The organism is Aquimarina rhodophyticola (assembly GCF_042434915.1).
Classification (GTDB): domain Bacteria; phylum Bacteroidota; class Bacteroidia; order Flavobacteriales; family Flavobacteriaceae; genus Aquimarina.
The window spans coordinates 431,196-456,061 of record NZ_CP170198.1; the positions used below are offsets into that span (position 1 = coordinate 431,196).

General features: G+C 34.4%; 23 protein-coding genes. 11 read left to right on the forward strand and 12 right to left on the reverse strand.

Features of this window, described 5'->3' with window-relative positions:
* Window positions 1-190 precede the first annotated feature (190 nt).
* The 9 genes from rpmB (at window position 191) to ACE939_RS01975 (ending at window position 8,291) form a co-directional block, all read left to right on the forward strand.
* Window positions 191-430, forward strand: coding sequence for a 50S ribosomal protein L28 (gene rpmB, locus ACE939_RS01935; protein WP_378187096.1), 240 nt, complete (start codon window positions 191-193; stop codon window positions 428-430).
* Between the two features lie 25 nt (window positions 431-455).
* Complete coding sequence (gene rpmG, locus ACE939_RS01940; RefSeq protein WP_378187097.1) at window positions 456-638, forward strand: 50S ribosomal protein L33; 183 nt, start codon at window positions 456-458, stop codon at window positions 636-638.
* A gap of 7 nt (window positions 639-645) precedes the next feature.
* Window positions 646-798: a DUF4295 domain-containing protein gene (locus ACE939_RS01945; RefSeq protein WP_148783549.1), complete on the forward strand. Its 153-nt coding sequence runs from the start codon at window positions 646-648 to the stop codon at window positions 796-798.
* A 203-nt stretch (window positions 799-1,001) separates the two neighbouring features.
* Window positions 1,002-1,955 carry a signal recognition particle-docking protein FtsY gene (gene ftsY / locus ACE939_RS01950; protein WP_378187098.1) on the forward strand — a complete coding sequence of 318 codons (954 nt, stop codon included), beginning with the start codon at window positions 1,002-1,004 and terminating at the stop codon, window positions 1,953-1,955.
* Window positions 1,956-2,040: 85 nt separating this feature from the next.
* Complete coding sequence (locus ACE939_RS01955) at window positions 2,041-3,564, forward strand: amidase family protein (RefSeq protein WP_378187099.1); 1,524 nt, start codon at window positions 2,041-2,043, stop codon at window positions 3,562-3,564.
* Between the two features lie 492 nt (window positions 3,565-4,056).
* Window positions 4,057-4,599 carry an RNA polymerase sigma factor gene (locus ACE939_RS01960; protein ID WP_378187100.1) on the forward strand — a complete coding sequence of 181 codons (543 nt, stop codon included), beginning with the start codon at window positions 4,057-4,059 and terminating at the stop codon, window positions 4,597-4,599.
* Window positions 4,600-4,626: 27 nt separating this feature from the next.
* Window positions 4,627-5,538 (forward strand): FecR family protein, encoded by a 912-nt coding sequence (locus ACE939_RS01965; protein WP_378187101.1) that lies wholly within the window; start codon window positions 4,627-4,629, stop codon window positions 5,536-5,538.
* A 371-nt stretch (window positions 5,539-5,909) separates the two neighbouring features.
* The gene (gene rimO / locus ACE939_RS01970; RefSeq protein WP_378187102.1) at window positions 5,910-7,211 is read left to right on the forward strand and encodes a 30S ribosomal protein S12 methylthiotransferase RimO; all 1,302 of its coding nucleotides are present in this window, start codon (window positions 5,910-5,912) and stop codon (window positions 7,209-7,211) included.
* Window positions 7,212-7,589: 378 nt separating this feature from the next.
* Complete coding sequence (locus ACE939_RS01975) at window positions 7,590-8,291, forward strand: hypothetical protein (RefSeq protein WP_378187103.1); 702 nt, start codon at window positions 7,590-7,592, stop codon at window positions 8,289-8,291.
* A gap of 387 nt (window positions 8,292-8,678) precedes the next feature.
* Here the strand turns inward: ACE939_RS01975 and ACE939_RS01980 are convergent, their stop codons facing one another.
* The 10 genes from ACE939_RS01980 to ACE939_RS02025 all read right to left on the reverse strand — a co-directional run bounded on the left by ACE939_RS01980 (window position 8,679) and on the right by ACE939_RS02025 (window position 17,663).
* Window positions 8,679-9,413, reverse strand: a complete 735-nt coding sequence (locus ACE939_RS01980) for a pirin family protein (protein WP_378187104.1) — start codon at window positions 9,411-9,413, stop codon at window positions 8,679-8,681.
* Between the two features lie 242 nt (window positions 9,414-9,655).
* Window positions 9,656-10,066: a hypothetical protein gene (locus ACE939_RS01985; protein WP_378187105.1), complete on the reverse strand. Its 411-nt coding sequence runs from the start codon at window positions 10,064-10,066 to the stop codon at window positions 9,656-9,658.
* A 177-nt stretch (window positions 10,067-10,243) separates the two neighbouring features.
* A complete protein-coding gene (locus ACE939_RS01990; RefSeq protein ID WP_378187106.1) occupies window positions 10,244-10,981 on the reverse strand; it encodes a DUF6261 family protein in 738 nt (245 codons plus the stop codon).
* Between the two features lie 544 nt (window positions 10,982-11,525).
* Window positions 11,526-12,476 carry an Abi family protein gene (locus ACE939_RS01995; RefSeq protein ID WP_378187107.1) on the reverse strand — a complete coding sequence of 317 codons (951 nt, stop codon included), beginning with the start codon at window positions 12,474-12,476 and terminating at the stop codon, window positions 11,526-11,528.
* A gap of 130 nt (window positions 12,477-12,606) precedes the next feature.
* Window positions 12,607-12,978: a VOC family protein gene (locus ACE939_RS02000; RefSeq protein ID WP_378187108.1), complete on the reverse strand. Its 372-nt coding sequence runs from the start codon at window positions 12,976-12,978 to the stop codon at window positions 12,607-12,609.
* A gap of 111 nt (window positions 12,979-13,089) precedes the next feature.
* Window positions 13,090-13,620 (reverse strand): DUF3124 domain-containing protein, encoded by a 531-nt coding sequence (locus ACE939_RS02005; RefSeq protein ID WP_378187109.1) that lies wholly within the window; start codon window positions 13,618-13,620, stop codon window positions 13,090-13,092.
* Window positions 13,621-13,687: 67 nt separating this feature from the next.
* Complete coding sequence (locus tag ACE939_RS02010; protein WP_378187111.1) at window positions 13,688-14,734, reverse strand: L-dopachrome tautomerase-related protein; 1,047 nt, start codon at window positions 14,732-14,734, stop codon at window positions 13,688-13,690.
* Window positions 14,735-14,944: 210 nt separating this feature from the next.
* Window positions 14,945-16,132: an ATP-binding protein gene (locus ACE939_RS02015; protein ID WP_378187112.1), complete on the reverse strand. Its 1,188-nt coding sequence runs from the start codon at window positions 16,130-16,132 to the stop codon at window positions 14,945-14,947.
* 84 nt (window positions 16,133-16,216) lie between these two features.
* The gene (locus ACE939_RS02020) at window positions 16,217-17,086 is read right to left on the reverse strand and encodes a cation diffusion facilitator family transporter (RefSeq protein WP_378187113.1); all 870 of its coding nucleotides are present in this window, start codon (window positions 17,084-17,086) and stop codon (window positions 16,217-16,219) included.
* Complete coding sequence (locus ACE939_RS02025) at window positions 17,073-17,663, reverse strand: Crp/Fnr family transcriptional regulator (protein WP_378187114.1); 591 nt, start codon at window positions 17,661-17,663, stop codon at window positions 17,073-17,075. The genes ACE939_RS02020 and ACE939_RS02025 overlap by 14 nt, the downstream gene beginning before the upstream one ends.
* 85 nt (window positions 17,664-17,748) lie before the next feature.
* On the opposite strand from ACE939_RS02025, the gene ACE939_RS02030 reads away from it, so the two are divergent.
* A complete protein-coding gene (locus ACE939_RS02030; RefSeq protein WP_378187115.1) occupies window positions 17,749-18,330 on the forward strand; it encodes an HD family hydrolase in 582 nt (193 codons plus the stop codon).
* A gap of 70 nt (window positions 18,331-18,400) precedes the next feature.
* On the opposite strand, the gene ACE939_RS02035 is transcribed toward ACE939_RS02030, so the two are convergent.
* Window positions 18,401-20,566 carry a M3 family metallopeptidase gene (locus tag ACE939_RS02035; RefSeq protein WP_378187116.1) on the reverse strand — a complete coding sequence of 722 codons (2,166 nt, stop codon included), beginning with the start codon at window positions 20,564-20,566 and terminating at the stop codon, window positions 18,401-18,403.
* A 10-nt stretch (window positions 20,567-20,576) separates the two neighbouring features.
* On the reverse strand, window positions 20,577-23,060 hold the full coding sequence (locus tag ACE939_RS02040) for a M14 family metallopeptidase (protein ID WP_378187117.1): 2,484 nt from the start codon (window positions 23,058-23,060) through the stop codon (window positions 20,577-20,579).
* Window positions 23,061-23,256: 196 nt separating this feature from the next.
* Between ACE939_RS02040 and bshC the strand changes: the two genes are divergently transcribed.
* The gene (bshC, locus tag ACE939_RS02045; RefSeq protein WP_378187118.1) at window positions 23,257-24,855 is read left to right on the forward strand and encodes a bacillithiol biosynthesis cysteine-adding enzyme BshC; all 1,599 of its coding nucleotides are present in this window, start codon (window positions 23,257-23,259) and stop codon (window positions 24,853-24,855) included.
* Window positions 24,856-24,866: the final 11 nt, after the last annotated feature.

The following is a 24,866-nucleotide window of genomic DNA, read 5'->3' on the forward strand; positions in this document are numbered from 1 at the left end:
AATTTTTTTTTCAGAAATTAAGCTGAAACGTATAATGAAGATGGTGTCTAAGCTACAACATTACATTGTTTGAAGTTATCGATACAATATTTCAAAAAAATCGAAAAAATAACAAAACTATAATTGGTGGTTACGTAATAAATTCGTTAATTTGCACCCTGTTTTGAAATAACACCAAAATTAAGAAAAGATGTCAAGAGTTTGCGAGCTTACAGGAAAAAAAGCGATGGTGGGAAATAATGTTTCTCATGCAATGAATAAAACAAAGCGTAAATTCAACGCGAATTTGATCAAAAAGCGCTTTTTTATACCAGAAGAAGATCGTTGGGTAACACTTAAGGTGTCTACAGCAGCATTAAAAAATATCAATAAAAACGGAATCTCTGCAGTTCTTAAAGAAGCAAGAGTAAAAGGTTTTTTAACTAAATAATTCCCTTTTTTAAAAAGAAACTACCATGGCGAAGAAAGGTAACAGAGTCCAAGTAATTTTAGAATGTACAGAGCATAAAGGTTCTGGGAAACCAGGTACATCAAGATATATTACTACAAAGAACAAGAAAAACACACCTGATAGAATGGAGATTAAGAAATTTAATCCAATTCTAAAGAAAATGACTGTTCATAAAGAAATTAAATAAGTAAAAAATGGCAAAGAAATCAGTAGCATCGTTACAGACAAAATCGAATAGATTAACAAAAGCCATCAAGATGGTAAAGTCTGAAAAATCAGGAGCTTATACTTTTGTGGAGTCCATTATGGCACCAGAGGCGGTAAATGACTTTTTTAGTAAAAAGTAATTACACATACAACGTATATTAGGTAGCCATTTCAATAGCATTGAAATGGCTCTTTTATTTTTTATATCCAGTAATTAGTCTAATTTTATACTGCATACATTGATTGTATGTTTTTAAATATTTGATAGGGTATTTGGTTTGTATACCAAGTTGTATCTGCCAAATGTTCTTAATTTTATAATTCTGATTTTTAATCTCTTCGTATGAGTTTGTTTAAAAAAATTTTTTCGTCTGACAAAAAGGAAACTTTAGATAAAGGATTAGAAAAGTCCAAAAACAGTTTTTTCTCAAAGTTAGGAAAAGCGGTTGCAGGAAAATCTAAAGTGGATGATCAAGTACTTGATGATCTCGAAGAGATACTAGTAACCAGTGATGTTGGCGTTAAGACAACAATCAAAATTATAGAACGAATCGAGAATCGAGTAGCCAAAGATAAATATCTTGGTACAGATGAGCTGAATCAAATTTTGAGAGAAGAGATAGCTGCACTACTATCAGAGACCAACACAGGAGAAGCTACCGAATTTGTCCTTCCAATAGATAAAAAGCCGTATGTTTTGATGGTAGTTGGAGTAAATGGTGTCGGTAAAACTACTACCATTGGTAAACTAGCGTATCAATTTAAAAAGAAAGGTTTTAATGTCGTACTTGGGGCTGCAGATACTTTTAGAGCAGCAGCTATTGATCAATTACAGGTTTGGGCGGATCGTGTGGATATCCCTATAGTAAAACAAGAAATGGGAAGTGATCCAGCATCTGTTGCCTACGATACGTTACAATCTGGAGTTGCACAGGCTGCCGATGTTATTATAATTGATACTGCTGGTAGGTTACATAATAAGGTTAACTTAATGAATGAGTTAACAAAAGTTAAACGCGTTATGCAAAAAGTACTACCCAATGCACCGCATGATGTGCTTTTGGTTCTTGACGGTTCTACAGGTCAAAACGCTTTTGAACAAGCGAAACAATTTACAGCTGCAACCGAGGTAACTTCTTTAGCGGTGACCAAACTTGATGGTACAGCAAAAGGAGGTGTAGTTATCGGCATTAGTGATCAATTTAAAATCCCCGTTAAATACATCGGTGTCGGTGAAGGTCTTGAGGATTTACAGGTGTTTAATAAATACGAGTTTGTAGATTCTTTTTTTAAATAATTAAATCGCCATACAGTTTATAAGTAATTTACACGTATAAAGACATTGCTTTTTTTTATCTTTCTGCACAGTAAATTTTACTGTTATGAAAGCGATACTGTATATTTTATTTTTCTGTCTATTTTTATCCTGCAAAAAAAATAGCGTAGATAAAAATGTTATTACTGATACGAAAAGCGTATTCAAGGTATCCGATAGTATAGAATCCTTTAGAGAATTTAAAGTTGCAGATTCAAAATATATAAATAGGAGCGATATATGGAAGGCTCTTGAGGATTCGCTTCTCACCATTACACCGCAACAATATCAGTCACTTCAAAATTTGATTATTGGTAGGACGATTCCGCAACTACAACGTTTAGTGCAAGTAGATAGTTTGTCTTATAGAAATTTAACTTTATTCTATCTCTATCGAATATATAAATATGATAGAAATAATAATAAGTCATTAAATTCGGTTATCTCTATAAATCCTAAGGTCTTAGAACAAGCTATGCTTTTAGATAATAATAGGCCAGATGATTTACCTCACGATGCTATTTACGTAATGCCTATTTTATTAAAAGATAATATCAATACTAAACATATGCCTACTACTGCTGGGGCTGTAGCTTTAGCAAAAAACTATACCGAAGATGCTTTTATAGTGAAACAATTAAAAAATAAGAACGCTATAATTTTGGGAAAGTCTAATCTAAGTGAATGGGCTTATTTTTACTGTGGTGATTGTCCAAGTGGATACTCTGCGATAGGCGGGCAAACGTTTAATCCCTATGGAAGACAGACCATTGATACAGGCGGATCAAGTTCGGGAAGTGGAGTAGCAGTGGCGGCAAATTTTTGTGTCGCAGCAATAGGTACAGAAACCTCGGGTTCTATTTTATCCCCTTCAAGTCAAAATTCTGTTGTTGGTTTAAAACCAATTATTGGTGTATTAAGTCGAAGTGGTATAATTCCTATTTCTAGTACCTTAGATACTCCTGGCCCCATGACTCGTTGCGTGATAGATAATTTAATAGTTTATCAAAGTATGTTGGGAAAAGATAATGCAGATCCAGCTTCGATTGCTGTAAAAAAGGATTTTAATATAGTTGCAACATTAGCAAATGAGAACAAATTAAAAGGGAAACGTCTAGGGTATTTTAAAACTCTTAAAGATAGTGTATTGTATGCAAAAGCATTAAAAGAGTTATCAGATGCTGGAGCGATTTTAATTGAAGTAGAATCAGAAGAAGTAGCTTTACCTAATTTCAGGAAATTACTTAATCTAGATATGAAAAAAGATCTTTCACATTATTTGAAAATGTATGCCGATACTACTATTAGATTAAAAACAGTATATGATATTATGGCGTTTAATAAAAAGGATTCGCTACTTCGTATGCCATATGGACAACGCTTGTTTGAGGGAATTGTCGCTGATTCTTTTAATAAAACAGTCTATTTGGCGATCAAAGATACTTTGCAGTCTAACGGACGATATTTTTTTGATAAACTGATAAAACGTGATTCTTTGGACGCTATTCTATCGATCAATAATTATCATGCAGGGTATGCAGCAGTCGCTCAATATCCCGCCATAACGGTACCTATGGGGTGGGTATACTAGTTTAGGTGTGCCACGTGGATTAACGTTCATTTCTAGCTCCTTTAAAGAAATTGATTTGTTCTCTATAGCTTATAGTTTTGAGCAACTCACCCAGTCAAGAAAGGAACCTATGGATTATATTGAAAATACTGATTAACCTAAAGTTTTTAGTACAGGTTTTTAAAGCTTTTGTAAGCTACTGATTAAGAAACTTCTTCAGTTTTTTATAAAATTACAAAGGGATTTTCAATTTCTAATTTTTGTTTGCGTCAACTTGTATTTAATAGTTTTCACTAATAGATAAATACTTCAATTGCTATGAAGTGCTTAAATTTAATTTTCTAATTTAAAAATCAATACTCAAAAAAAGAAAGGAATAGGGGTGAAAAAGGTTATATTTAATGTCCATACGAAGTTTGACATTGTAGAGTCCTTTTTGACAAATACAACTAACTTGCTAAAAGTCCTTACCATTTCGGGTTTTTTTCTACTTTTACTAAAAATTTTTATTAGATGCCAAATAAACTTTATGACAATGTTTGTGATGAAGATGTCTTTTCAGAAATTTACAATAGGTATTCAACCGATTTAAGAGCCTACCTATATTATAAATTTGGAGAGGCGCTAAGCCCAAATGATAAAATGCAAGATGCATTCATAAGGTTATTATTCAATTGTAAAAAAATAACGCATGACAAAGCCAAAAGGTATTTATACAAAGTAGCGAATAATATGATGTCAAATGAGTTTGCACATCAAAGCGTCGTGCTTCAACACAAAATGATAGCCGTGCAGCGATATACTCATGAGTCTTCAGAGTTTATAAGAGAGCAACAAGAATTTCTTGAACATTATCAAAAAGCTTTAGAGCAATTGCCAAACGAGCACCGCGTTGCTTTTTTGATGAATAAAGTTGAAGGTAATAGCCATGAAGAAATTGCCGACGTACTTGGAGTTACTAAGAAAGTAATAGAGAACAGGGTATATCTAGCTTATAAACAGCTCAAAAACAAAGTAGAGGAGTTGAGCTTTGTAAAAGGGCATCCAAACCGATAGTTTTTTTATAGATAGAAGCATTAGCACATGAAGAATGAAGATTTGGTAAAAAAATGGCTATCAGATAATTTATCACCGATAGAAAAGAAACAGTTTGAAGCTTCAGAGGATTATTTTGTACATAAGACTATCGTTGATACGGCAAAATTTTTTAAGGCTGATCACGTAACTACCTCGCAAGGTGTTGCTGCAGTTAGAGAACGCGCATATGCCCAAAAAAAACCTGTAGTGAAGACAAAATTCTATAGATCTAGTTGGTTAATATTTGTTCTTCTGTTTCTAATTATAATAGGAATAGGCTCTTTTTTCTTTTTTTCAAACGACACCACTATTTATACAGATATTGGTGAAAATATGAGTATTAAATTACCCGATAACTCTCATGTAACACTCAACTCAAAATCCACTGTCTCTTTTGATCAAAAAGGATGGAGTAAGCAACGTGAAGTTAATCTTGAGGGAGAAGCTTATTTTGAAGTAGCTCAAGGAAAGAATTTTGAAGTTCTTACAGATGCGGGTACGATAAGTGTTCTAGGAACAAAATTTAATGTAAAAAACCGAAACAATTTTTTTGAGGTTCATTGTTTTGAAGGTATGGTACATGTACGTTATAAAAATGGCTATACAGAAAATTTATCAGCAGGAAATTCACTGCGAATTATAGATGGAATCATTACGTTTGAGACCAGTTTAGATAAATCTCCACAGTGGATAAATAAAATAAGCAACTTTAAAAATGTTCCTTTTGCAGAAGTTATTAAAGAATTTGAACGACAATATAAAGTAAAGCTTATTGTGCAGGACGTAGATACACAAAGAGGTTTTACAGGAGATTTTATGCACAATGATGTAGAGGAAGGCTTGAAATCAATAACGCTACCCTTTAATTTATCGTATCGTATTGATAATGAAGGCAACATTGTGATTGCACCTCAGTAGTAATAAGGCTTCAACATAAGTCATGTGTGATTTTTAATTCTTTTTGCGATTATCATAACATACATTGTAACGACAGTAAAATTATACATTTTTTTAATTCTAGTACGCCACTTGCTAATGACTCGTATAGTAGTGCAAAGCAGCACTAGAGAACTTTAAAAGAATATACTTTTAAATACGTTTCATATTTCAAATAGAAATTAGTAAAGTATCGATCACTTAGCAACGTTGTCATGTCAATTGCCTTTATAAAGTTTATTAGGGTGTAACTGTATAATACTTTGATACAATGCTTATTTTTGAATAGTAATTGCAAATCAGCTTATTCTTAAGTTATTCCTTGTATCTTTGCACACTTTTATTAGATAGTTATGAGGACGAAGACGTTAAAGAAAAATAAGATCAATGTTGTTACACTTGGTTGCAGTAAAAATGTTTACGACAGTGAAGTGTTAATGGGACAGCTCAAAGCAAATAATAAGGAGGTTGTTCATGAAGAAGAAGGCAATATCGTAGTTATTAATACCTGCGGATTTATAGCAAACGCCAAAGAAGAATCAGTTAATACAATCTTGGATTTTGTACAAAAAAAGGAAGCAGGGAGTGTTGATAAAGTTTTTGTCACTGGATGTTTGTCAGAACGTTATAAGCCAGACCTAGAAGTAGAAATCCCTAATGTAGATCAATACTTTGGCACCACAGAATTACCGGGTTTACTTAAAGCTCTTGGAGCAGATTATAAGCACGAACTGATTGGAGAACGTTTAACGACAACCCCCAAAAATTATGCGTATCTTAAAATAGCCGAAGGATGTGACCGTCCGTGCTCTTTTTGTGCAATACCAATCATGAGAGGTAAACACAAATCTACTCCCATAGAATCGCTGGTTATAGAAGCCGAAAAGTTAGCAGCAGATGGTGTTAAGGAACTAATCTTAATAGCACAAGATCTTACATATTATGGATTAGACTTATATAAAGAAAGAAAATTAGCCGATTTATTAAAGCACTTGGTCGCGGTTGATGGGATCGAATGGATTCGTTTGCATTATGCTTTTCCGACGGGATTTCCAATGGAGGTACTCGAGGTAATGCGTAACGAGCCAAAAATATGTAACTATATTGATATCCCATTACAACATATTGCAGATCCTATCTTAAAATCCATGCGTCGTGGTACAACCAAGGCAAAGACAACCAAATTGCTACAAGAGTTTAGAGCTGCAGTGCCAGAAATGGCTATTAGAACTACACTTATTGTAGGTTACCCTGGAGAAACTCAAGAAGATTTTGAAACACTACGTGATTGGGTAAAGGAAATGCGATTTGAACGTATGGGATGTTTTACATATTCTCACGAAGAAAATACACACGCCTATAATTTGGAGGATGATGTGCCAGAAGATGTCAAAATGGAACGAGCTAATGAGATTATGGAAATACAATCCCAGATCTCATGGGAATTAAATCAACAAAAAATAGGACACGAATATAAAGTCATTATTGATCGTAAAGAAGGTAATTATTTTATTGGGCGTACAGAATTTGATTCTCCAGATGTAGATAATGAAGTATTAATTGATGCATCTAAGTTTTATTTAAAAACTGGAGATTTTACCAAAGTTAGAATTACCGAAGCAGAAGATTTTGACCTTTATGCCGAAGTTTTATAAGCGATACATACAATATGATTTAAAAAAACCAGCAACTTTTGCTGGTTTTTTTTTAAATAATTTTTTCAGGGTTTATACCATGAGATATCCACCAATAGTGCTTAAGAATTATTTTTATGATCTCTTATGAGTTTTTAAAAAAAAAATCTATTTTTGAAGAATAAATAATCTAAATTACGGTTAAACCATAATTAATGTATCTAATTAACGTATTTTTTAGTTAATTCTTATATATTTGTATGCTGTATATCTTTTTTTTAAATCCATGAATAGTAAGTATTTGTCTTTATTTGCTATACGTGTGTTTAAAGAATACAGTATTTACTTAATGTTTAACCTACTTTTATTTTCATTAGAGTAACTACCCCACAACACATTATGAATTTTAAGTTATACTTATTTTACTTTTGTCTATTAAATTATGCCTTTTTATTTGCCCAGATTGATGCAAATTCTGTAATGGGCGTACCTTCGGGTACTACTGCAGAAATTGGGGCTATTACAACTGCGCAAGAAGGAGCTATCGTGTATGATACCCAAATAAAACGTATGTTTCAGTTTATAGAGGGTAGCTGGCAAGAGATGCTAACTGCAGGAAATGTTTATGTAGGTGCTTTTCAAATTAATGCAGCAGGAACAGTAAATGTGACAGGTATTCCTTTTATACCATCATCGGTTACCTTTGTAGCACATGCTAATGTAGAAACGTTTAACTTAGACATAGATAATGCTATTAATAACGATAGAGGAATTAGAAACTCCTTTGGTTCTATGAACGGGTTTGCAAGAAATGATAATGGATCCATTACGCAACAAGTAATCTATGTAGGTGGCCATGGTAATTCTATTAATGATATCTCTCGCTTTGCATCTAATACAAATGCGATTGGATTGCGTTACGGGGATCAAAATGGAAGTTCTCTTGGTAAGATCACAGGTCGAGTTACCAATTTTACTGCAGATGGTTTTGAGGTATTGGTGAATTATATTAATGGGACAATTACCAATACAGGCAATAATGTTCGTCCCGGTGATATTGCAGACGAGGGTGTTATCGTGCTGTATACGGCTTATCGATAACTACTATAATTTTATTAAAAAGTGAGGATAAAAATGTAAAAGGGGCCTACATGGTAAGCCCCTTTTTTTATACTGTCTTATGTAATGGAATTTTGGCTAATTCATTATAAAAGAGAATACTATAATTTTAAATGTTGTAATTCGAGCGCAAAAATAGACAATTATAACGTTGTAAAAACATAGTTTTTGTGTTCTCTCCTTAAAATGAATATATCCGTATAAATACCATATTATTATGTTACTATTTAAAACTTTTGGTTGTTAAGAATATTGCTATAAGTAGCTATAAATATCTTAGATGTTGGTAATTATTTTGAATTTACCTTGCGAAAATCGGATCGATAATAATTTTATATTTGTTCATAAATTAACATTAATTTAATCTTTCTAAGGTTCGTTTACTCCTTTTAAAAAGCTCATTGGTACCTCTATCAATAAAACTTTTGAAGCTTTTGTCGTTTCTATAGTAATTCGATCTGTGTTCCAAATGCCAATGGCGTCTCTACGATGTAATGAATGATCGTTACACATAATATCGCCTTCTAATACAAATAAGTACACACCATTTTTGGGGTTATGCAAGCTGTATTCTCTTTCTACTCCAGCATCAAACTGTCCTAGTGAAAACCAAGCATCTTGATGTATCCAAACCCCTTGTTCATCTGCATTAGGTGATACAATTTGATACCACTCATTTTTTAACGTGTTTTGTGGTAACGTGATTTGATCATAACGAGGGGTAACACCACGCTCTTTGGGGATAATCCATATTTGTAAAAACTTAACCTCGCGATCTTTGTTCTTGTTATACTCACTATGATATACACCCGTACCCGCACTCATTACTTGGATATCCCCAGCTTTAATAACCGTTGTGTTATCCATACTATCCTTATGCTCTAGATCTCCAAATAGCGGTATGGATATAATCTCCATATCCTCGTGACGATGTTTGCCAAAACCCATACCAGCAGCTACGGTATCATCATTAAGCACACGCAATGCACCAAAATTAATACGAGCAGGGTCATGATAATTTCCAAAACTAAAAGAATGAAACGATTGTAACCAACCGTGATTTGCGGTGCCTCTCGTATCTGCTTTGTGTATCACTGTGTCCATAGTATTCTTTTCTGTCGAAGATACAGTTTCTATAAAAGTATTTTTCTAAACAAAGTATTAAAGTTAGTTTTTCTATGAGAATTTGATAATGATAAAGTACTCTTATATTTTATTCGTTATTTGTTTTATGTATACGTATTTTTTGAACGTACAATTAGACAGATACGTACTACACTTGAGCATGTTAAATTGCTAACGCTTTTATTTAGGACTGCAGGGTGGGTACAATAAGAGTAGTGTGCTTAGCTCACCTTTTGTAAAACATTTTCTGTTGGACGTAGCTGCAACTGCTTCAAAAAATCTTGCAGCACTAGTAGCGAATTGCTATGAATTGCATCCTTATACAATGTAATGTTCTTATCTATAGTAGCTATACGATAATAGTCTTTATGATAAACCACTTTGCGTATTTTAGAAATGTTTAATTGCTTAAACTCAATAGTGTTTTTGGTAAGAATCCCATTTTTTATAGATGCATAACCTTTAACCTTCATTACCGCATACACGACCCCGTATAGCAAGCCTATAAGTAATAAGTAGGAAGAAAAAAGTGTACTGGTTTTTACTATAAATCCAAGGAGGCTCAAAAAGGTGAAAAAACTACTAATTATCAAGTTATTGCGTAACAAACGCCTTTTGTATAGAAGTTTCATAGTATGTGTATTATAAGTTGGTTAGGATAGCTAAAGTAATTTTTTTTCGATTAAAAAAAGTATTAGTTGATGAGCGTTCTGCAGGTAACAGATTTAAACTACCCTATACAGGATAGTTTAAATACTGTATTTGATGTAAAAACATCATAGCTAGCATCAACAATACAAGTCTTATATCTATGTATTCAATTCGGCAGACGCTGTAGATACTACTTCTTTTTCTTTAGCCTTTAGGTTTTGTAGATATTCTTTTTCTAATAAGTCTAATCGTTTTTTTAAAGGAGTATATAGATCATTAGCATCCAATTCTATGTGAGCATCCAATCGTTTCATATACGCTTCATAACTTTTATAGGCGTCGGGTCGCAATGCTGTTATCGAGGTTTTAATTTGCTCACTTTCCTTTTTATTACGGTTACTGTACACCTCATAAAAGGCAGTATTAAATGTTTGCAGATTTTGTACCCAAGATTCTAACTTTAATGTCTTAATAGCTGTTGCAACATCATTATCATTAGTACAATCATCAATTAAATTGATAAGTACAGTAGTCTCTTTTGCGTAGCTTAAGCGTGTAACCCCAGACCCGCAGGCTTCGATTTTGGCATAGATCTGTTGTGCAGCAGCTTTGAGTGCTTGATCCGTGTGATAGGTATAGGCAAGAACGATATACCTAAACCCGATAAATGCATCATCTCTCTGGTTGTCTAATGTAAGCAGATCTTGAGTTAACAATCGATCGCGTTCATAATACAAGGCATCATCTAAGTCTTTAAGAACAGCGTGCAACGCCTCTACATGCTGCTCAAGCTTAAGTGTTGCAAGATCATACTCAGATGAAAAAGTGGTAACATCACGTAAGAATTGAATAAACTCGATTTTATCCATTTTTTGGAGTACTCCTGTGGTAATCATACGAATAGGTTTTAAGATTAAGAGTAGAAAAGTACAAAAAATAGTTTTTTAGTAAAAAAAATCCTACCAAATAATTCATAATTTTAAAAAGTAATTGGTTGTAGGGGTGCTAGTTAGGGTTGTAAGAAGTTAAAAGCATAATACACTCCTGAAAGCAATCATTCTATCATGATAGCGATCCATTTCACGGGTGTAAAACTTGTTTATAAGGTAATAAGAGCTTGTTGCACTGCTGTATGGGATGTTTTACTACGTACAAAGACTAGTTGCAGTGGTGCAAATGATCATTATTAGTTATATTGATCATTTGCACCACTGCAAATCACATCCATTTAAGTTTGGATACTATAGGCAAGGGTGTAAGCAGTAGTGTTTTAATCTAAGAAATAAGTTTGGTTAGAATTATTTTCCTTCTAAGTTATTGAACATTGAATTTTGCGGTCTAAATAAGTGCAAAACTCTCAAATTCCCCATTATTTCCTAATCCCAGATCAGTCAAAATATTATATAGTCTTAGTCTATAGGTACGTCATGGTAGCTAGCTTTATCTCCAAAGGTTTTGTTCTTTCCAATCTTCAGGAAAACCCATGTGCGATAAATCCGCCTCGGGGTATTCACTGAATAGCTTTAATAGTTGCTTTTTGTAATCGTGATAAGGGTTAATAAACTGTAAACAATAGAGTATGGCACAAATACCAGCATAAAATTTTAAAACCTTGTCGTTTTTGCCTACTTTACTTAAAGTTTCGCCATCAGGTTTGTAGTCGTTCTCCCATCTATTTATCCAATTAGCTCTTGGTGATTTGAGCCATTCAGGTTTTATAGTTAGAATTATATTCCATAATCTCCCGTGGTGAGCGGTTATGTTTCTTATATAAATAAAACAATCAAGCCATGATATCAATAGACTATGATGTAGTCCCAAACTTTTTGCGATTGGAATCAATTCTTTCTGATTTTTTATGTTTTTGAGAATGCTAAGAAGATTTGTAAAGGTCAATAATTCAAATGATTTCCATGAAGGAGGAAGGAATTGTTTGTAATTTTTGCGGTATTTTAAAATGTATTCTTGTTTTGTTTCTTGGACGTTTTTTGAAATTTTTGACAAGAATTGTACATAACTTGGATATTTGTTAAAAGCATCACTTTTTTCATACCAAAACCCTGAATTATATTGATGAGAAAAGTGATATATTATTTGTGTCCTTATAGCTATTTCAATTTGTTCAATAGCATGAAATGTTATTTTTCTTAATTCACTATCAAATTGATACAATTTGAAAATTGTTTCAAAATTAGAACCATCTTTAAAGATTTCTTCTTCTTTTGGACTTTTTAGCATTGGAAACCAATAATTGCTAAGCCTATTGTAACTTATATAAGTTAATATTCTTTCTGCTTTTTCTTCATTAGGAATATGAAGTTTTCGTTTTTTTAATAACTGAACTTGTTCAGCAAATGTTTTTGGAAGTTTATTGTAAGTTACTTTTGTCATTTTATAAAAACAAAAAACCTCCCAAAAGTGCACATCGTTGAGAGGTCCGGGAGGTGTTGATGGTTCAAATCTAAGTATTTTAGTTTTAAATAAAAAATAAATAAGCTTTTTTAAAACTAACTATTGATAATCACACATGTTGATCTATTAAGATAGGATTACCATCGGGATCGACAATTACGATACTTGCGGGTCCAGTAGTTGTATCATCGGCCTCTCGTTCTAGTGGTACGCCTTGAGATTTTAAGTGTTGCTGAATTGTTCTTATATCTTCAAATTTTTTAAGCGGATTTGCCTCTTCGTCCCAACCCGGATTGAAGGTAAGAATATTATCAGTAAACATACCCTGAAACAATCCAATTAATGCATTGTCATTTTTCATGATAAGGTAGTTATGAGTAGGATCTCCTGCAAAAACAGTGAAACCAAGTTTTTCATAAAAAGACTGAGAGATGTCGAGATCTTTTACACTTAAACTTATAGAGAAGGCACCTAAATTCATATATATAACTTTTATATTACTGCAACTGCTATACTGGCAAACTACGGTTAATATTGCTAGGTGCCAGATATTTTATAGGATAACCATTACTAAGGGCTATCATATCCTATACTACTTGATACGCTTGCCCTGTGTTGTGAATGACAATCCTTGTTGTCCCGAAGTAGAAATCATTATACCCTCGAACAACGGATCCGTACTTTTGGCTATCACGGTCCAATCAAATATAAAGTTTGCACCCGTACCGCCAGATTTATCAATCTCATCGATTACAATCTCTACAGTTTCTAAGGGAGCAATAAAGATTGATTTTTTGATATAAGAGCGTATTAATTTACCATGGGTATCATAGTACAATGCTTTGTCAATATATAGGGTGTCTAAGGGACTGGTATTGCGCAGGCTTATTGTCGCTGTCAAATTGTGTTTGCGGTGTTGTGTAATACTGTAAATCTGAGAATATACAGATAAGTACGTAGTACCTGTACGCAATGAGTCTAAAGGAAGCTTCTCTACCAATCGGGACTGCCAATCTATAGGCGCTATATCATCTGGGGTATCAACAGTGGTGCATGAACACACAATAGCAATACAAACGAATGCTAGTAGGTTAGATAACTTAAGAGTTACTTCATTTTTCATATATCTCAAAGGTACTATTAAAATTTTGTTTAAAAGAGCGCTACACCAACTACAGTAGTACCCCTAGTTAATCAATTCGTATTTTATGAATGCCAAAATCCATTGTAGAAATGTCTCCGGAAGCTTCATTAATTCTTGAATTTGTAAAATACAAGTACCCATCATAGATACTAAAGGTATCAGGCCATTTTATTTGCTCTCCTTGATACAAGGTTTGTTGCGTACCCAAGCTATCCAAAAAGTTAATCTTGTGATGCTCGAGATCGCCATAATATAGGGTACCTTTAGTATCTAGGATCATACCATCGGGAGCAGATGTTTTTGCTACAGTCTTTACAGCTGCTATTGCGTCCTCATTGGTCCCATTACGCAAAACATTAGTTGCAATTGCATATAAGGTATAGCCTGTAAGACTATGATAATATAGCGTATGGGTTTGTAGGTCTAAAGCAATACCATCAGAGTGTACGGTATTTTCCCAACGTTTACCATCAATGGTCAAATGATCTGTCTCTGCAGTAGTCGAGGAGTGGTTGTCTAGCATACGACGACTTCTACCTGTTTTAGTATCAAGTACAACCAGTCCACCTTTACCAGAGTCTGTCATATAAATACTATTATTAGGCTCGTCTACGCGCAAATCATTGATATACGAATTAGGATGATATGCCGAGCTATCAAGAATAAAAATAGTTGATAAGCGATCTGTTTCAAGTTCAAAAACAAACAATCTAGGGGCGTCGATAACCCCTTTAAATAGAGGGTTACGGGTATCCAAAACATACAATTTATCTCCATGAGCAACTACCGATTGTACACCAATAAATACAGAATCTTTAGGTTGGTTGCCAAGTTCCCAACGATTCCAGATAGTATCGGGATAGGCTATGGCCTCACCGTTTTCTCCTAGCTCAACTACAGAGTTTTTTACCCCTTCGCGCCAGCGCGGAAAATTTGCGAATATACGTCCCATAGTAGATACAGTTACTCCAGTAACTTGCTGTCCTGTAAAGCTTGCAACTGGATCAATCACGCGTGTTTCTTTTTCTTTTTCCTTTTTCGTTTGACATCCTAATAGTACTAGTGCAGATAAGGTTATAAGTATATTTTTCATACAATGGATTTGAAGGTGTACTAATCATTAATAGCGTTAAAGGACATACTTATGTCCTACGTAATTATAATTTGGATATGTAATCAATACATTCCGTTTTAAAAATAGGTATTAAATTGAATGTGTGAACAAAGAATAATAAATTCTTAACAAATTGAAGTCTTTAAACGCGATAAAGTTGGCTACTTAAAGTTGTTAGCTATCCTTTTTTTATAGGGGCATGGTAAAAATAAAAGACGTTTGCTTATTTGATGAGGTAGCCTGTAAGTTACCCTTATGCGCTTTTGCAATTTCTGAAGCAATATAGAGTCCCAAACCAAGTCCAGATTTTTTAGGGTCCGTACTTTCTGTATAAAAGGGTTTAAAAAGATTTTGCATTGCCGCTTCAGGAATTTTTGCACCTCCATTAGTCACCTTTAATTCAAAGACATCCTGACTTACAGCAGTTTCAACCTTAATAGGAGCATCACTTGCACCGTGAGCAATAGCATTACCAAGTAGATTAGATAGTAATTGAGCCACGCGATTGGCATCGCAATTAACGCTTTTGGGGTAGTGAAGCATGACATCAACTACGTGATCGGGTGCCATGGACTTAATTTCTGTGATTACTTGTTGTATCGAGGTATTCAATACAGAAGGGTCGGTGGTGATATCGAGTCGTATACCATCACCCAAATGCCCCTTGGCAAAATCTAGTAAATTATCAATTAAGCCTTGCATACGGTAGGAAGTAGCCTTTATAATTGCGGCATTTTTAACAACCATATCCTTAGTGGGGGAGAGTAACATCATATCGGCACACATACGGGTAGTTCCAACAGGATTACGTAAGTCATGACCCAATATTGCAATAAAAGTTTCTCGTAACTCGGCAGTTTTACGTTCCTCTTCAAGCTTGCGGGTAGTGTCTTCTAAGGTTTCAATAGTTTGAAGGTGGAATGCAATTAGGTCTGTGTATAGCTCAAACATGCCTCGTATTTTAGGATTATCAAGCTTAGCTGGCTCTGGATCTATGGCGCAAAGCGTACCAAAGAATTCACCAGTTTTTTTAAAAATGGGAAAAGAGATATAGCTTTGAAAACCATACTTCATAGGAGTATGATGATTACAAAACGTTGGATTTTCTGCAACATGATCTATAACCACAGGATTATGGTGTTGTCTAATTTCGTCACATATCGTAGTGCCTAATTCCAACTCATCACCAGGAGTTAGACCAAAATCGATATCATCACGACTACTACAAGTAATCCATTGCGTATCGGTAACACGAGCAATAGCAGCAAATCTCATGTTGGTAGTTCTACAAATAACATCTAACATTTTGGATACAATAGGTATATTGTTTACCGTTTCAATATCCTTTTTAATACCTTGACCAGTAGTATCTAACATCTAATTAATAACTTGACTGTAAAGATACTTTTTAGTTTAAATAAAAGATAATTATTTTAATAAGATCTGTATTAGGTTAAGTTGTTAAGTATCAGGTTCTATATGAATAAGTATATGGCCGATCCCAGGAATCTCTTGTTTTAATTTATCTTGTAAACGATGTGCTAATTTATGACCTTGTGTAACCGATATCGTACCATCTACTCGCGCATGTAAATCTACGTGGTAGTACATGCCTGCTTTTCGAATGTAACATTTTTCGGTACCTTTTATGCCTTCTACAGTAGTAGCTACTTGCCTAATTTTGATTATTAAATCATCATATCTATGTTCGTCCATAATCTCGCCCAAGGCAGGTCTAAAAATTAGATAGCTATTGTACAATATAAACCCCGAGGCCAATAATGCAGCCCAATCATCTGCGGTTTCAAATCCTTTTCCAAAAAAAAGAGCAATACTAATGCCAACAAATGCAGTTATAGAGGTAATAGCATCACTACGATGATGCCAAGCTTCTGCATGCAAAACCGAACTATGAGTTTCTTTACTTTTTTTGATAACAATTCGATACGAAATTTCTTTCCAAGCTATAATGCCCAACAATACGAGCAATGTCCATGGTTTAGGCAAAGCATGCGGTGTTTGAATGTTTTGTATGCTCTCGTAGGCAATAATTGTGGCAGAGGTAACCAGAAATGCTACGACAATAAATGTCATCAATGGTTCAATTTTACCATGTCCATAAGGATGATTCTTGTCGGCAGGTCGTTTGGCATAGGTTAATCCAAACAACACCAACACAGACGAAAAGATATCGGTTGTAGACTCAATTGCATCGGCTATAAGGGCATAAGAATTGCCAAAAACACCTGCGATACCTTTTATTACAGCCAGGCTTATATTGGTAGCTATACTAAAGTATGTGGTTTTTATAGCTGTTTTAGATCGTGTCATTTAAACGCGTATTATTTGTTCCTATGGTCAATAAGCTACGATTTAAACTACGCATGGTAATGCCCAAATAATTTGCAATATCCTTTTTTTTGAGCGTCTCAAAAATCGAAGGATATTCTTTTTTTAGTCTTAGTACTTTGTCCTCGATAGTATGTAATTGATTATAAGCGTGTCGTATAGCTTTGTATCGTATCTTTTTGGCTAATGCCTCCATAATTAATGTATTAAATCGTCTATCGGTAGCCAAGAGCTTTGTAAAGGAAGTATGTGGGATTTTAAAAACCTCTGTTTGATCGATCGTAACCACAGCACAAAAATTTGAGGTTTGTGTAAAAAATTCTATTTCTCCAAAAAGTTCACCAGGTCCAAAAAATTCTTGTATAAAATCAACACCTGTATCTTCTGTAAGATAGCACTTGGTTATTCCTTTCTTAACGATGTAAATAGCATTTGATGTAGATTGCTGATTGATTATAGTGGCAGCTGTATCAAACTTAATAGATGCAATAGTATTCCATTTCTCCAAAAAGGAGGGCTTACTTATATATTCGAGAAGGTTTGCGTTGGATCGAATCATGGTACAAAGATAAATAGCTCAAGGACAAATGTCCTATAGATAGATAGTTCTTATTCTTTTTTTTGTAGCTTAAAAACAATTAGACATGTCCAATACAAGACTTAATCAACAATTACGCTTTATTTTTGAAATAGATAATTTAAAATCCATTATACGGCAATCTGCTTTATTTAATAGTAACCGACGCGAGAATGATGCAGAGCATAGCTGGCATTTGGCAATGATGGTTTTGGTTTTAGCAGAACATGCATCCCATGCAATTGATATTACAAGAGTATTAAAAATGGTGTTAATTCACGACTTGGTAGAAATTGATGCAGGAGACACTTTTCTTTTTGATACTCATAAAAGTCATACAAATACCCATGAAGAAATGGTAGCGGCACAACGTATTTTTAAACTTTTACCAGAGGATATAGCTGCCGATTTTATGGAGTTGTGGAACGAGTTTGAACGCGGAGAAAGTACTGATGCTCGTTTTGCAAAAGCTATTGATAGATTACACCCCGCTTTACAAAATTTGAGTAATGATGGTGGTACTTGGGCAAAGTTTGAAATTGAGCGAGCTACGATATTAGATAAGTTACAACCTATTGAAAAAGGATCTACGGTCTTATGGGAGTATATAAAAAATGAGATTACATCCACTTATCAAGTAAAAGGTTAAAAAAATAAAAGCAGGAAATTATAGAGTATAGGCTATAAAATCCTGCTTTTATTGGATGCTTTAGGTTATCTTATTTCTTAGGTATCGGGAAACCTCTATCACGCATCAAGGCTTCGATATTGGCATCGCGTCCTCTAAACTTACGATAGGCCTCTGCAGGATCCATAGCATTACGTGGAGCAAATAGATACTTTACTAATTTTGCAGCTATCTCCTTATCGTAAAATCCATCGGGGGCCTCTGCAAAAGCTTCGGCTGCATCAGCAGTTAATACATCTGCCCACATATATCCATAGTATGCGGTTGCATAACCCTCGCCAGAAAAGACATGACCAAAGTGCGGTGTACGATGACGCATAACCATTTCTTTAGGCATATTCATAGCAGCTAATGTTTCTCTTTCAAATGTATCTACATCAATATTTTCTGGATCTGCCAAATGAAGTTTCATATCAATCAAAGCTGAACCTAAATATTCGGTTGTACCAAAACCTTGATTAAACGTTGACGCATTTTTTATTTTCTGAATTAATTCTTTTGGCATTGCTTTACCAGTTTCTTGATGCACTAAGTAGGTGTTAATTACTTTATCAGTGGATAACCAACGTTCTAACAATTGGGATTGAAACTCGGTATAGTCACGAACACCGCTATTGAGAGTTGGATATTTTACATTGGATGCAAAAAAGTGTAAAGCATGACCAAACTCGTGAAAAAATGTGTTTGCATCATCCCAAGAAACCAATAAAGGTTCTCCAGGAGCAGGTTTTACAAAGTTAGAGTTGTTAGAGGCAAGTACTGTTTTTTCTCCTTCAAAACTTGTATAACTTCTGTAAGTTGTAGCCCAAGCACCAGAGCGTTTACCGGGTCTAGCAAAAGGATCTAAATACCACAGTCCAATGATTTTTCCATTTGTTTTATCGGTTACTTCCCATACATTTACATCTTCGTGAAATACAGGTACTTTACCTTTTGCTAATGGGGCAAAATTAAAGTTGAATAATTCTCCTGCAACAAAAAACATTGCCTCGGTTAGTTTGTCTAGTTGCAGATATTGTTTTACCTCGTCAGAGTCAAGATCATATTTCTGTTTTCTAACTTTTTCGGCATAATAACGATAATCCCAAGGCTCAATAGTAATTTTATCTTTGGCAGCATTGGCAACTGCTTGCATATCTTTTACTTCTTCTTTAACTCTTGCGATAGCAGCAGGCCAAACGGCATTCATTAACTCCATTGCATTCTCGGGAGTTTTTGCCATACGATTTTGCAACCTCCATTGTGCATAATTATCATAGCCAAGTAAGCCTACACGCTCTTTGCGTAGTTTTAAAATTTCGGCAATGATCTTGTTATTGTCATGTTCATCCCCATTGTCACCTCTGGAGTAATATGTTTCCCATACCTTTTTGCGCAACGGCCGTTCTGTAGAATAGGTAAGAAATGGATCCATTGAAGAACGTGTGTTTGTAATGGCATATTTTCCTTGATGACCTCTATCATCTGCTGCCTTTGCATATGCTTTGATTAATCCTTCAGACAAACCGCCTAATTGATCTTTCTCTAAAAGTGTTACATATCCTTCTTCATCGGCTAATACATTATTTGAGAATTCAGTATATAATTTTGAGAGTTCTTTATTAATTGCTGCATAGCGTTTTTTCTTTTCTGCATCTAGCGCAGCCCCTTGCATAGCAAACTCTTCGTATACTAATTGAACCACACGTTGTTGATCTGCAGGCAATGAATCTTTTTGAGAAGCATCATAAACTGATTTGATTCGATCAAACAATTGTTGGTTTTGAGATATTTTTGAACGATACTCAGATATTTTTGGTGCTAGATCTTGCTGTATGTCTCTAAATTCTGGAGAGGACATATTACTACTCCAGATACCGTAATAGGTAAAAGCACGATCTAGTGCTTTTCCTGATTTTTCCATAGCCACTATTGTATTTTCAAAACTAGGTGGTTCAGGATTTGTAGCGATGGCCTCAATCTCTTCAAGACTTTGAACCATTCCTTTTTCTATAGCCGTCTGTACATCGGTAACTTTCATTTTGTCAAATGCGGGAACACCTCCATACGGTCCAGTCCATTCTTCCAAAAGAATGTTTGTTGTTTCTTTCTTAATCTCGGTTGTCACCTTTTCTTTTTTTTCGGAGCAACTGCTCACGGTTAATGCTACTAGTAACCCTAAGGTTACATTTTTAGTTACTTTATTTTTAATATTCATGATTGAGTAATTAGATTCTAAATTTATTTGAATTTGTAAAGAATATGGCATTAACTAGAAATAATTTTCCATGTTCCCAGAATGCTCTGAACATAGGATTATCTACCATATAGATAATATTGCCATCTCCTATACGAGCTTCGCCAAAGACCAAGGAGTTTTTTAACCTTTTTAAAGCGTCTTTTCCTGCAAAGCCAGCGATAGCCTTTGGGATATCAATATAACCTACATTGTATCCATTTTGAAGTAATTTATAAGAATCGGCACCAAGTTTTAAACTAAAATAATGGTTAGTATACCCAAAAGCCATGGGGTGCGAAGCATCAATTTTAGTTTTGAAAATTGTACCTGTAACAAAATTTTTGACACTCTCTCTTTCTCTTTGATCGTAGGCAATTTTATTGCCTAAAGTATCTTGATCTGTTTTGTTGGCTACATTTTTTTTAAGATCAAATCCTTCTTTATTAACAAACGCTTCAACTGCATTACCGATAGCAATCACTTTTCCTCCGTTGGCAATCCATGTTTTTAATGTACTAATCGTTGTCTTGTCCAAGTATGTGGATAAAGCGCCATCGGGTAAGATCAAAACATCATATTGTTGCAAATCTATGCTTTTAAAATAGTCAGTATCAATGGATGTGATTGGATATTTCAAAGTTTTTTCAAAAAAGTGCCACAGTTCACCATAACTCAATGATGAGGTGTGTGATCCTTTGAGTAAAGCAATTTTTTGGTTATTAATTAATTTTACTTCGGGAGAGCCAAAATCGACTCCGGTTGTAGCAAAACCTGAAGCTGCTGCTACAATATTTCTCTTGTGAGTTTTGGCAATCTCAATTACAGTAGAGTCGTAGTTCTTGAGGGTGCGATTATCACTTTTACTAATAATTAAACTTCCTTTTTTAAAAGTTTCGGTTCCGTTGGTAAAGTCCTTTTCGCTAAAGCGTACTTTGATATTATGCCTTAGTAAATCAGCCATAAAAGCGGCATCTTTAACACTATTCCACCTTGCAATATAACCAGCACCCTCAGGATTTGTAGTAGGTATAGTAACCGTATTACTTTTATTTTTAGTGTGAGGAACTAGCGTTTTTGACGCAATTGCCTCTAATCCGTATGCGTAAGGAATACCCCAAGCAGTAATATCGTAGGTTAAAGGATCACTGACTTTGGTCTTTGGCTCAAAAAGTACCGTAACCATCGCACCTTTAGGTTGATTAGTGCTAACTACCAAAGCATTTTTGGTGGTCTGCTTGACAAGCTTAGCACTCGTGTAATCAAATCCCTTGATCGCGGCATTTGAACTAAAGCCGTATTGGATATCATGCATTTCTAAAAGTTCAATCAGTGCATCAATCTTATCCTGATGTCCTTGTAACACGTAGCTTTTATAATTAGCAATAGTAGAGGAGAAAAAATTTCTGAATTCATCATTCAATTTGGTGGCATTTTGAGAAGCGATTTCTATAGTAGATAGACCTGTTGTTGTATGGTGATCTGCTCTATCTTTGAGTGTAAGTATATAACCTTCGTCGGTTTGAATTCCTAAACCAGCACGTCCATGACCAGCTTGCTCATAGGTCATGCCAATAGCTCCCATAAAAGTAGGGTAGGTATCACCATAACTGGGATATAGTAGATCAAAACGCTCTTTTGTAAAATATAACCAGCCTTCTTTATCAAAATATTTGGCATGATTTTTACCAATTTGTGTTTGAAAATCCCGTTGCCACGGTGTAATTATTTCATGAAAGGGCTCTGCTGCGGGAGCGAAATAGTAAGGTTCATTGATCCCTTGTTCATGAAAATCTACATGAATATGGGGCATCCATTGGTTGTATATTTTGAGGCGTTGCTGCGTTTCGATTTGAGTTGCCCACGCCCAATCTCGATTAAGGTCGAATAGATAATGGTTGGGTCTTCCTCCTGGCCATGGTTCGTTGTGCTCTGTTGCGTGTTGATCGATCGTATATGGCGTTGCTCTAGTTTGATTATACCAATTGACATAACGATCACGTCCATCAGGATTAATACATGGATCCATGATGATAACCGTGTTTGATAGCCATTCTTGTTTTTCGGTAATCAAGGTATACAAAGTTTTCATGGCAGCCTCGGTACTTGAGGCTTCATTACCGTGTACATTATAGCTAAGCCATACTAGAGCGACTTTGGGGGTGGTTGAAGGTTTTGTACCATCAACATTCGATAAATTATTTTGTCGAATAGTTTCAATGTTTTTTAAGTTTTCTGCTGAAGAAATTACGGCATATGTAAGAGGTCTCCGCTCATTTGTTTTTCCATAAGTGTTATACGTAACCATATCTGACGCATTAGCTACAGCTTCAAAATAGCGTACTACATCTGCATGACGTGTGAATTGTTCTCCAATTGCATAACCTAAAAATTTTTCTGGAGAAGGGATGCTAGTTTGTGAATGCATCCAGAATCCAAATAGTGTGAAAAAGAAGACTAAAATTATTTTCTTCATTGAATAAAAATTAGTTTTTAATTAAAGGCCTAAATTTATGGATAATTTTTGCACTTAGTACAATTTATAGTGGATAACCGGTATAGATGCGTAGTATTATTAAAAGCAAAACTGCACATTTCTAATCGGTATTAACGTAAAATTAGGATTTGAATTAACAATCTAATGTATCTTTATCCTTTTTAAAAAAGTAACTATGCCAAGTGACTATATTTCATTTAAAGATTCGGGTTATTTTTCTTCCCTTATTATGGATTATTTAGATCAAAAGAGTCAATTAAAGTCATTTTACAATAGATTTCCTAGTATTGAACAGTTTTCAGATCAAATTGCTGAAAAAAAACAAAGTTACGATCCAGACACAAGAGCCATACTGGTTTCAGCTCTAGAAAAGCAGTACGAAGGAATCGATGCATCATCTGCTACCAAAAGTAATATACAGGCATTAAAAAAAGATATAACATTTACAATTACGACTGGGCATCAACTTAATTTATTTACAGGCCCTTTATATTTTTTGTACAAAATTGTTTCTGCAATCAATTTGTCAAAGCGATTAAAAGCGACGTATCCTACTCAAAATTTTGTGCCGATTTATTGGATGGCTACAGAAGATCATGACTTTGAAGAAATCAATTTTTTTAATTTCAAAGGTAAAAAATTGCAGTGGAATAGGACTGCTGAAGGAGCCGTTGGAAGAATGGATCTTGAAGGTTTAGATAAAATTCTTGAGGTATTTTCATTAGAAATTGGACTTGGTACAAATGCAGATACATTAAAATCATTGTTTGAGGAAGCTTATCTAACTCATGCTACACTAACTGAAGCTACTCGATTTTTGGCTAATGCACTATTCGGGGATTCTGGTTTAGTGATTCTAGATGGAGACGATAGATCACTCAAACAGCTTTTTGCTCCGTATGTTGAGAGCGAGCTATTGCATCAAACTAGTTATAATTCAATACTCCCTACGGCAAATGCATTGGCAGATCTTGGATATACTGTACAAGTGAATTCTCGAGAAATTAATCTTTTTTATTTAACTAATGGTTTGAGAGAACGTATTATAAAACGAGAAAGTTCGTATTATGTCAACGAAACTGATATTGTGTGGAGTGAAACGGATATTTTACAAGAATTAAAAGAATTTCCAGAGCGTTTTAGTCCTAATGTAATGATGCGTCCTTTGTATCAAGAAGTAATCTTGCCAAATCTTTGCTATATTGGTGGTGGCGGAGAATTAGCATATTGGCTTGAATTAAAACAGTATTTTGATGCTGTGAAAACCTCTTTTCCGATACTATTACTTAGAAATTCTATATTACTAAAAAATCAGAAACTTGCAAAAAAGCAAAATAAATTAGAAGTATCTGATAAAGATTTATTTCTCAAATCTCATGAGTTGATTAATAGAAAGGTACGACAAGTATCCAATATCAATATTGACCTTACGCCCCAACGCAATCACCTTAAAGATCAGTTTTCTAATTTGTATGAGCTTGCAGCACAAACAGATGTTTCTTTTATTAATGCGGTAAAGGCTCAAGAAGTCAAACAGTTAAAGGGATTGGACGTGTTAGAAACACGTTTGTTAAAAGCACAACGACTTAAATTAAAAGATCATGTAGAGCGCGTTACCAAATTACAAAATGAACTTTTTCCTAATCAAAGTTTGCAAGAACGAACTAAGAATTTTTCTGAGTTTTATCTAGAATATGGTCAAAATCTTATCGATACTTTACTTAAAACCCTAGACCCTTTACGATTAGAGTTTGTGATTCTTACAATGCCATAGCAGCGGCAACT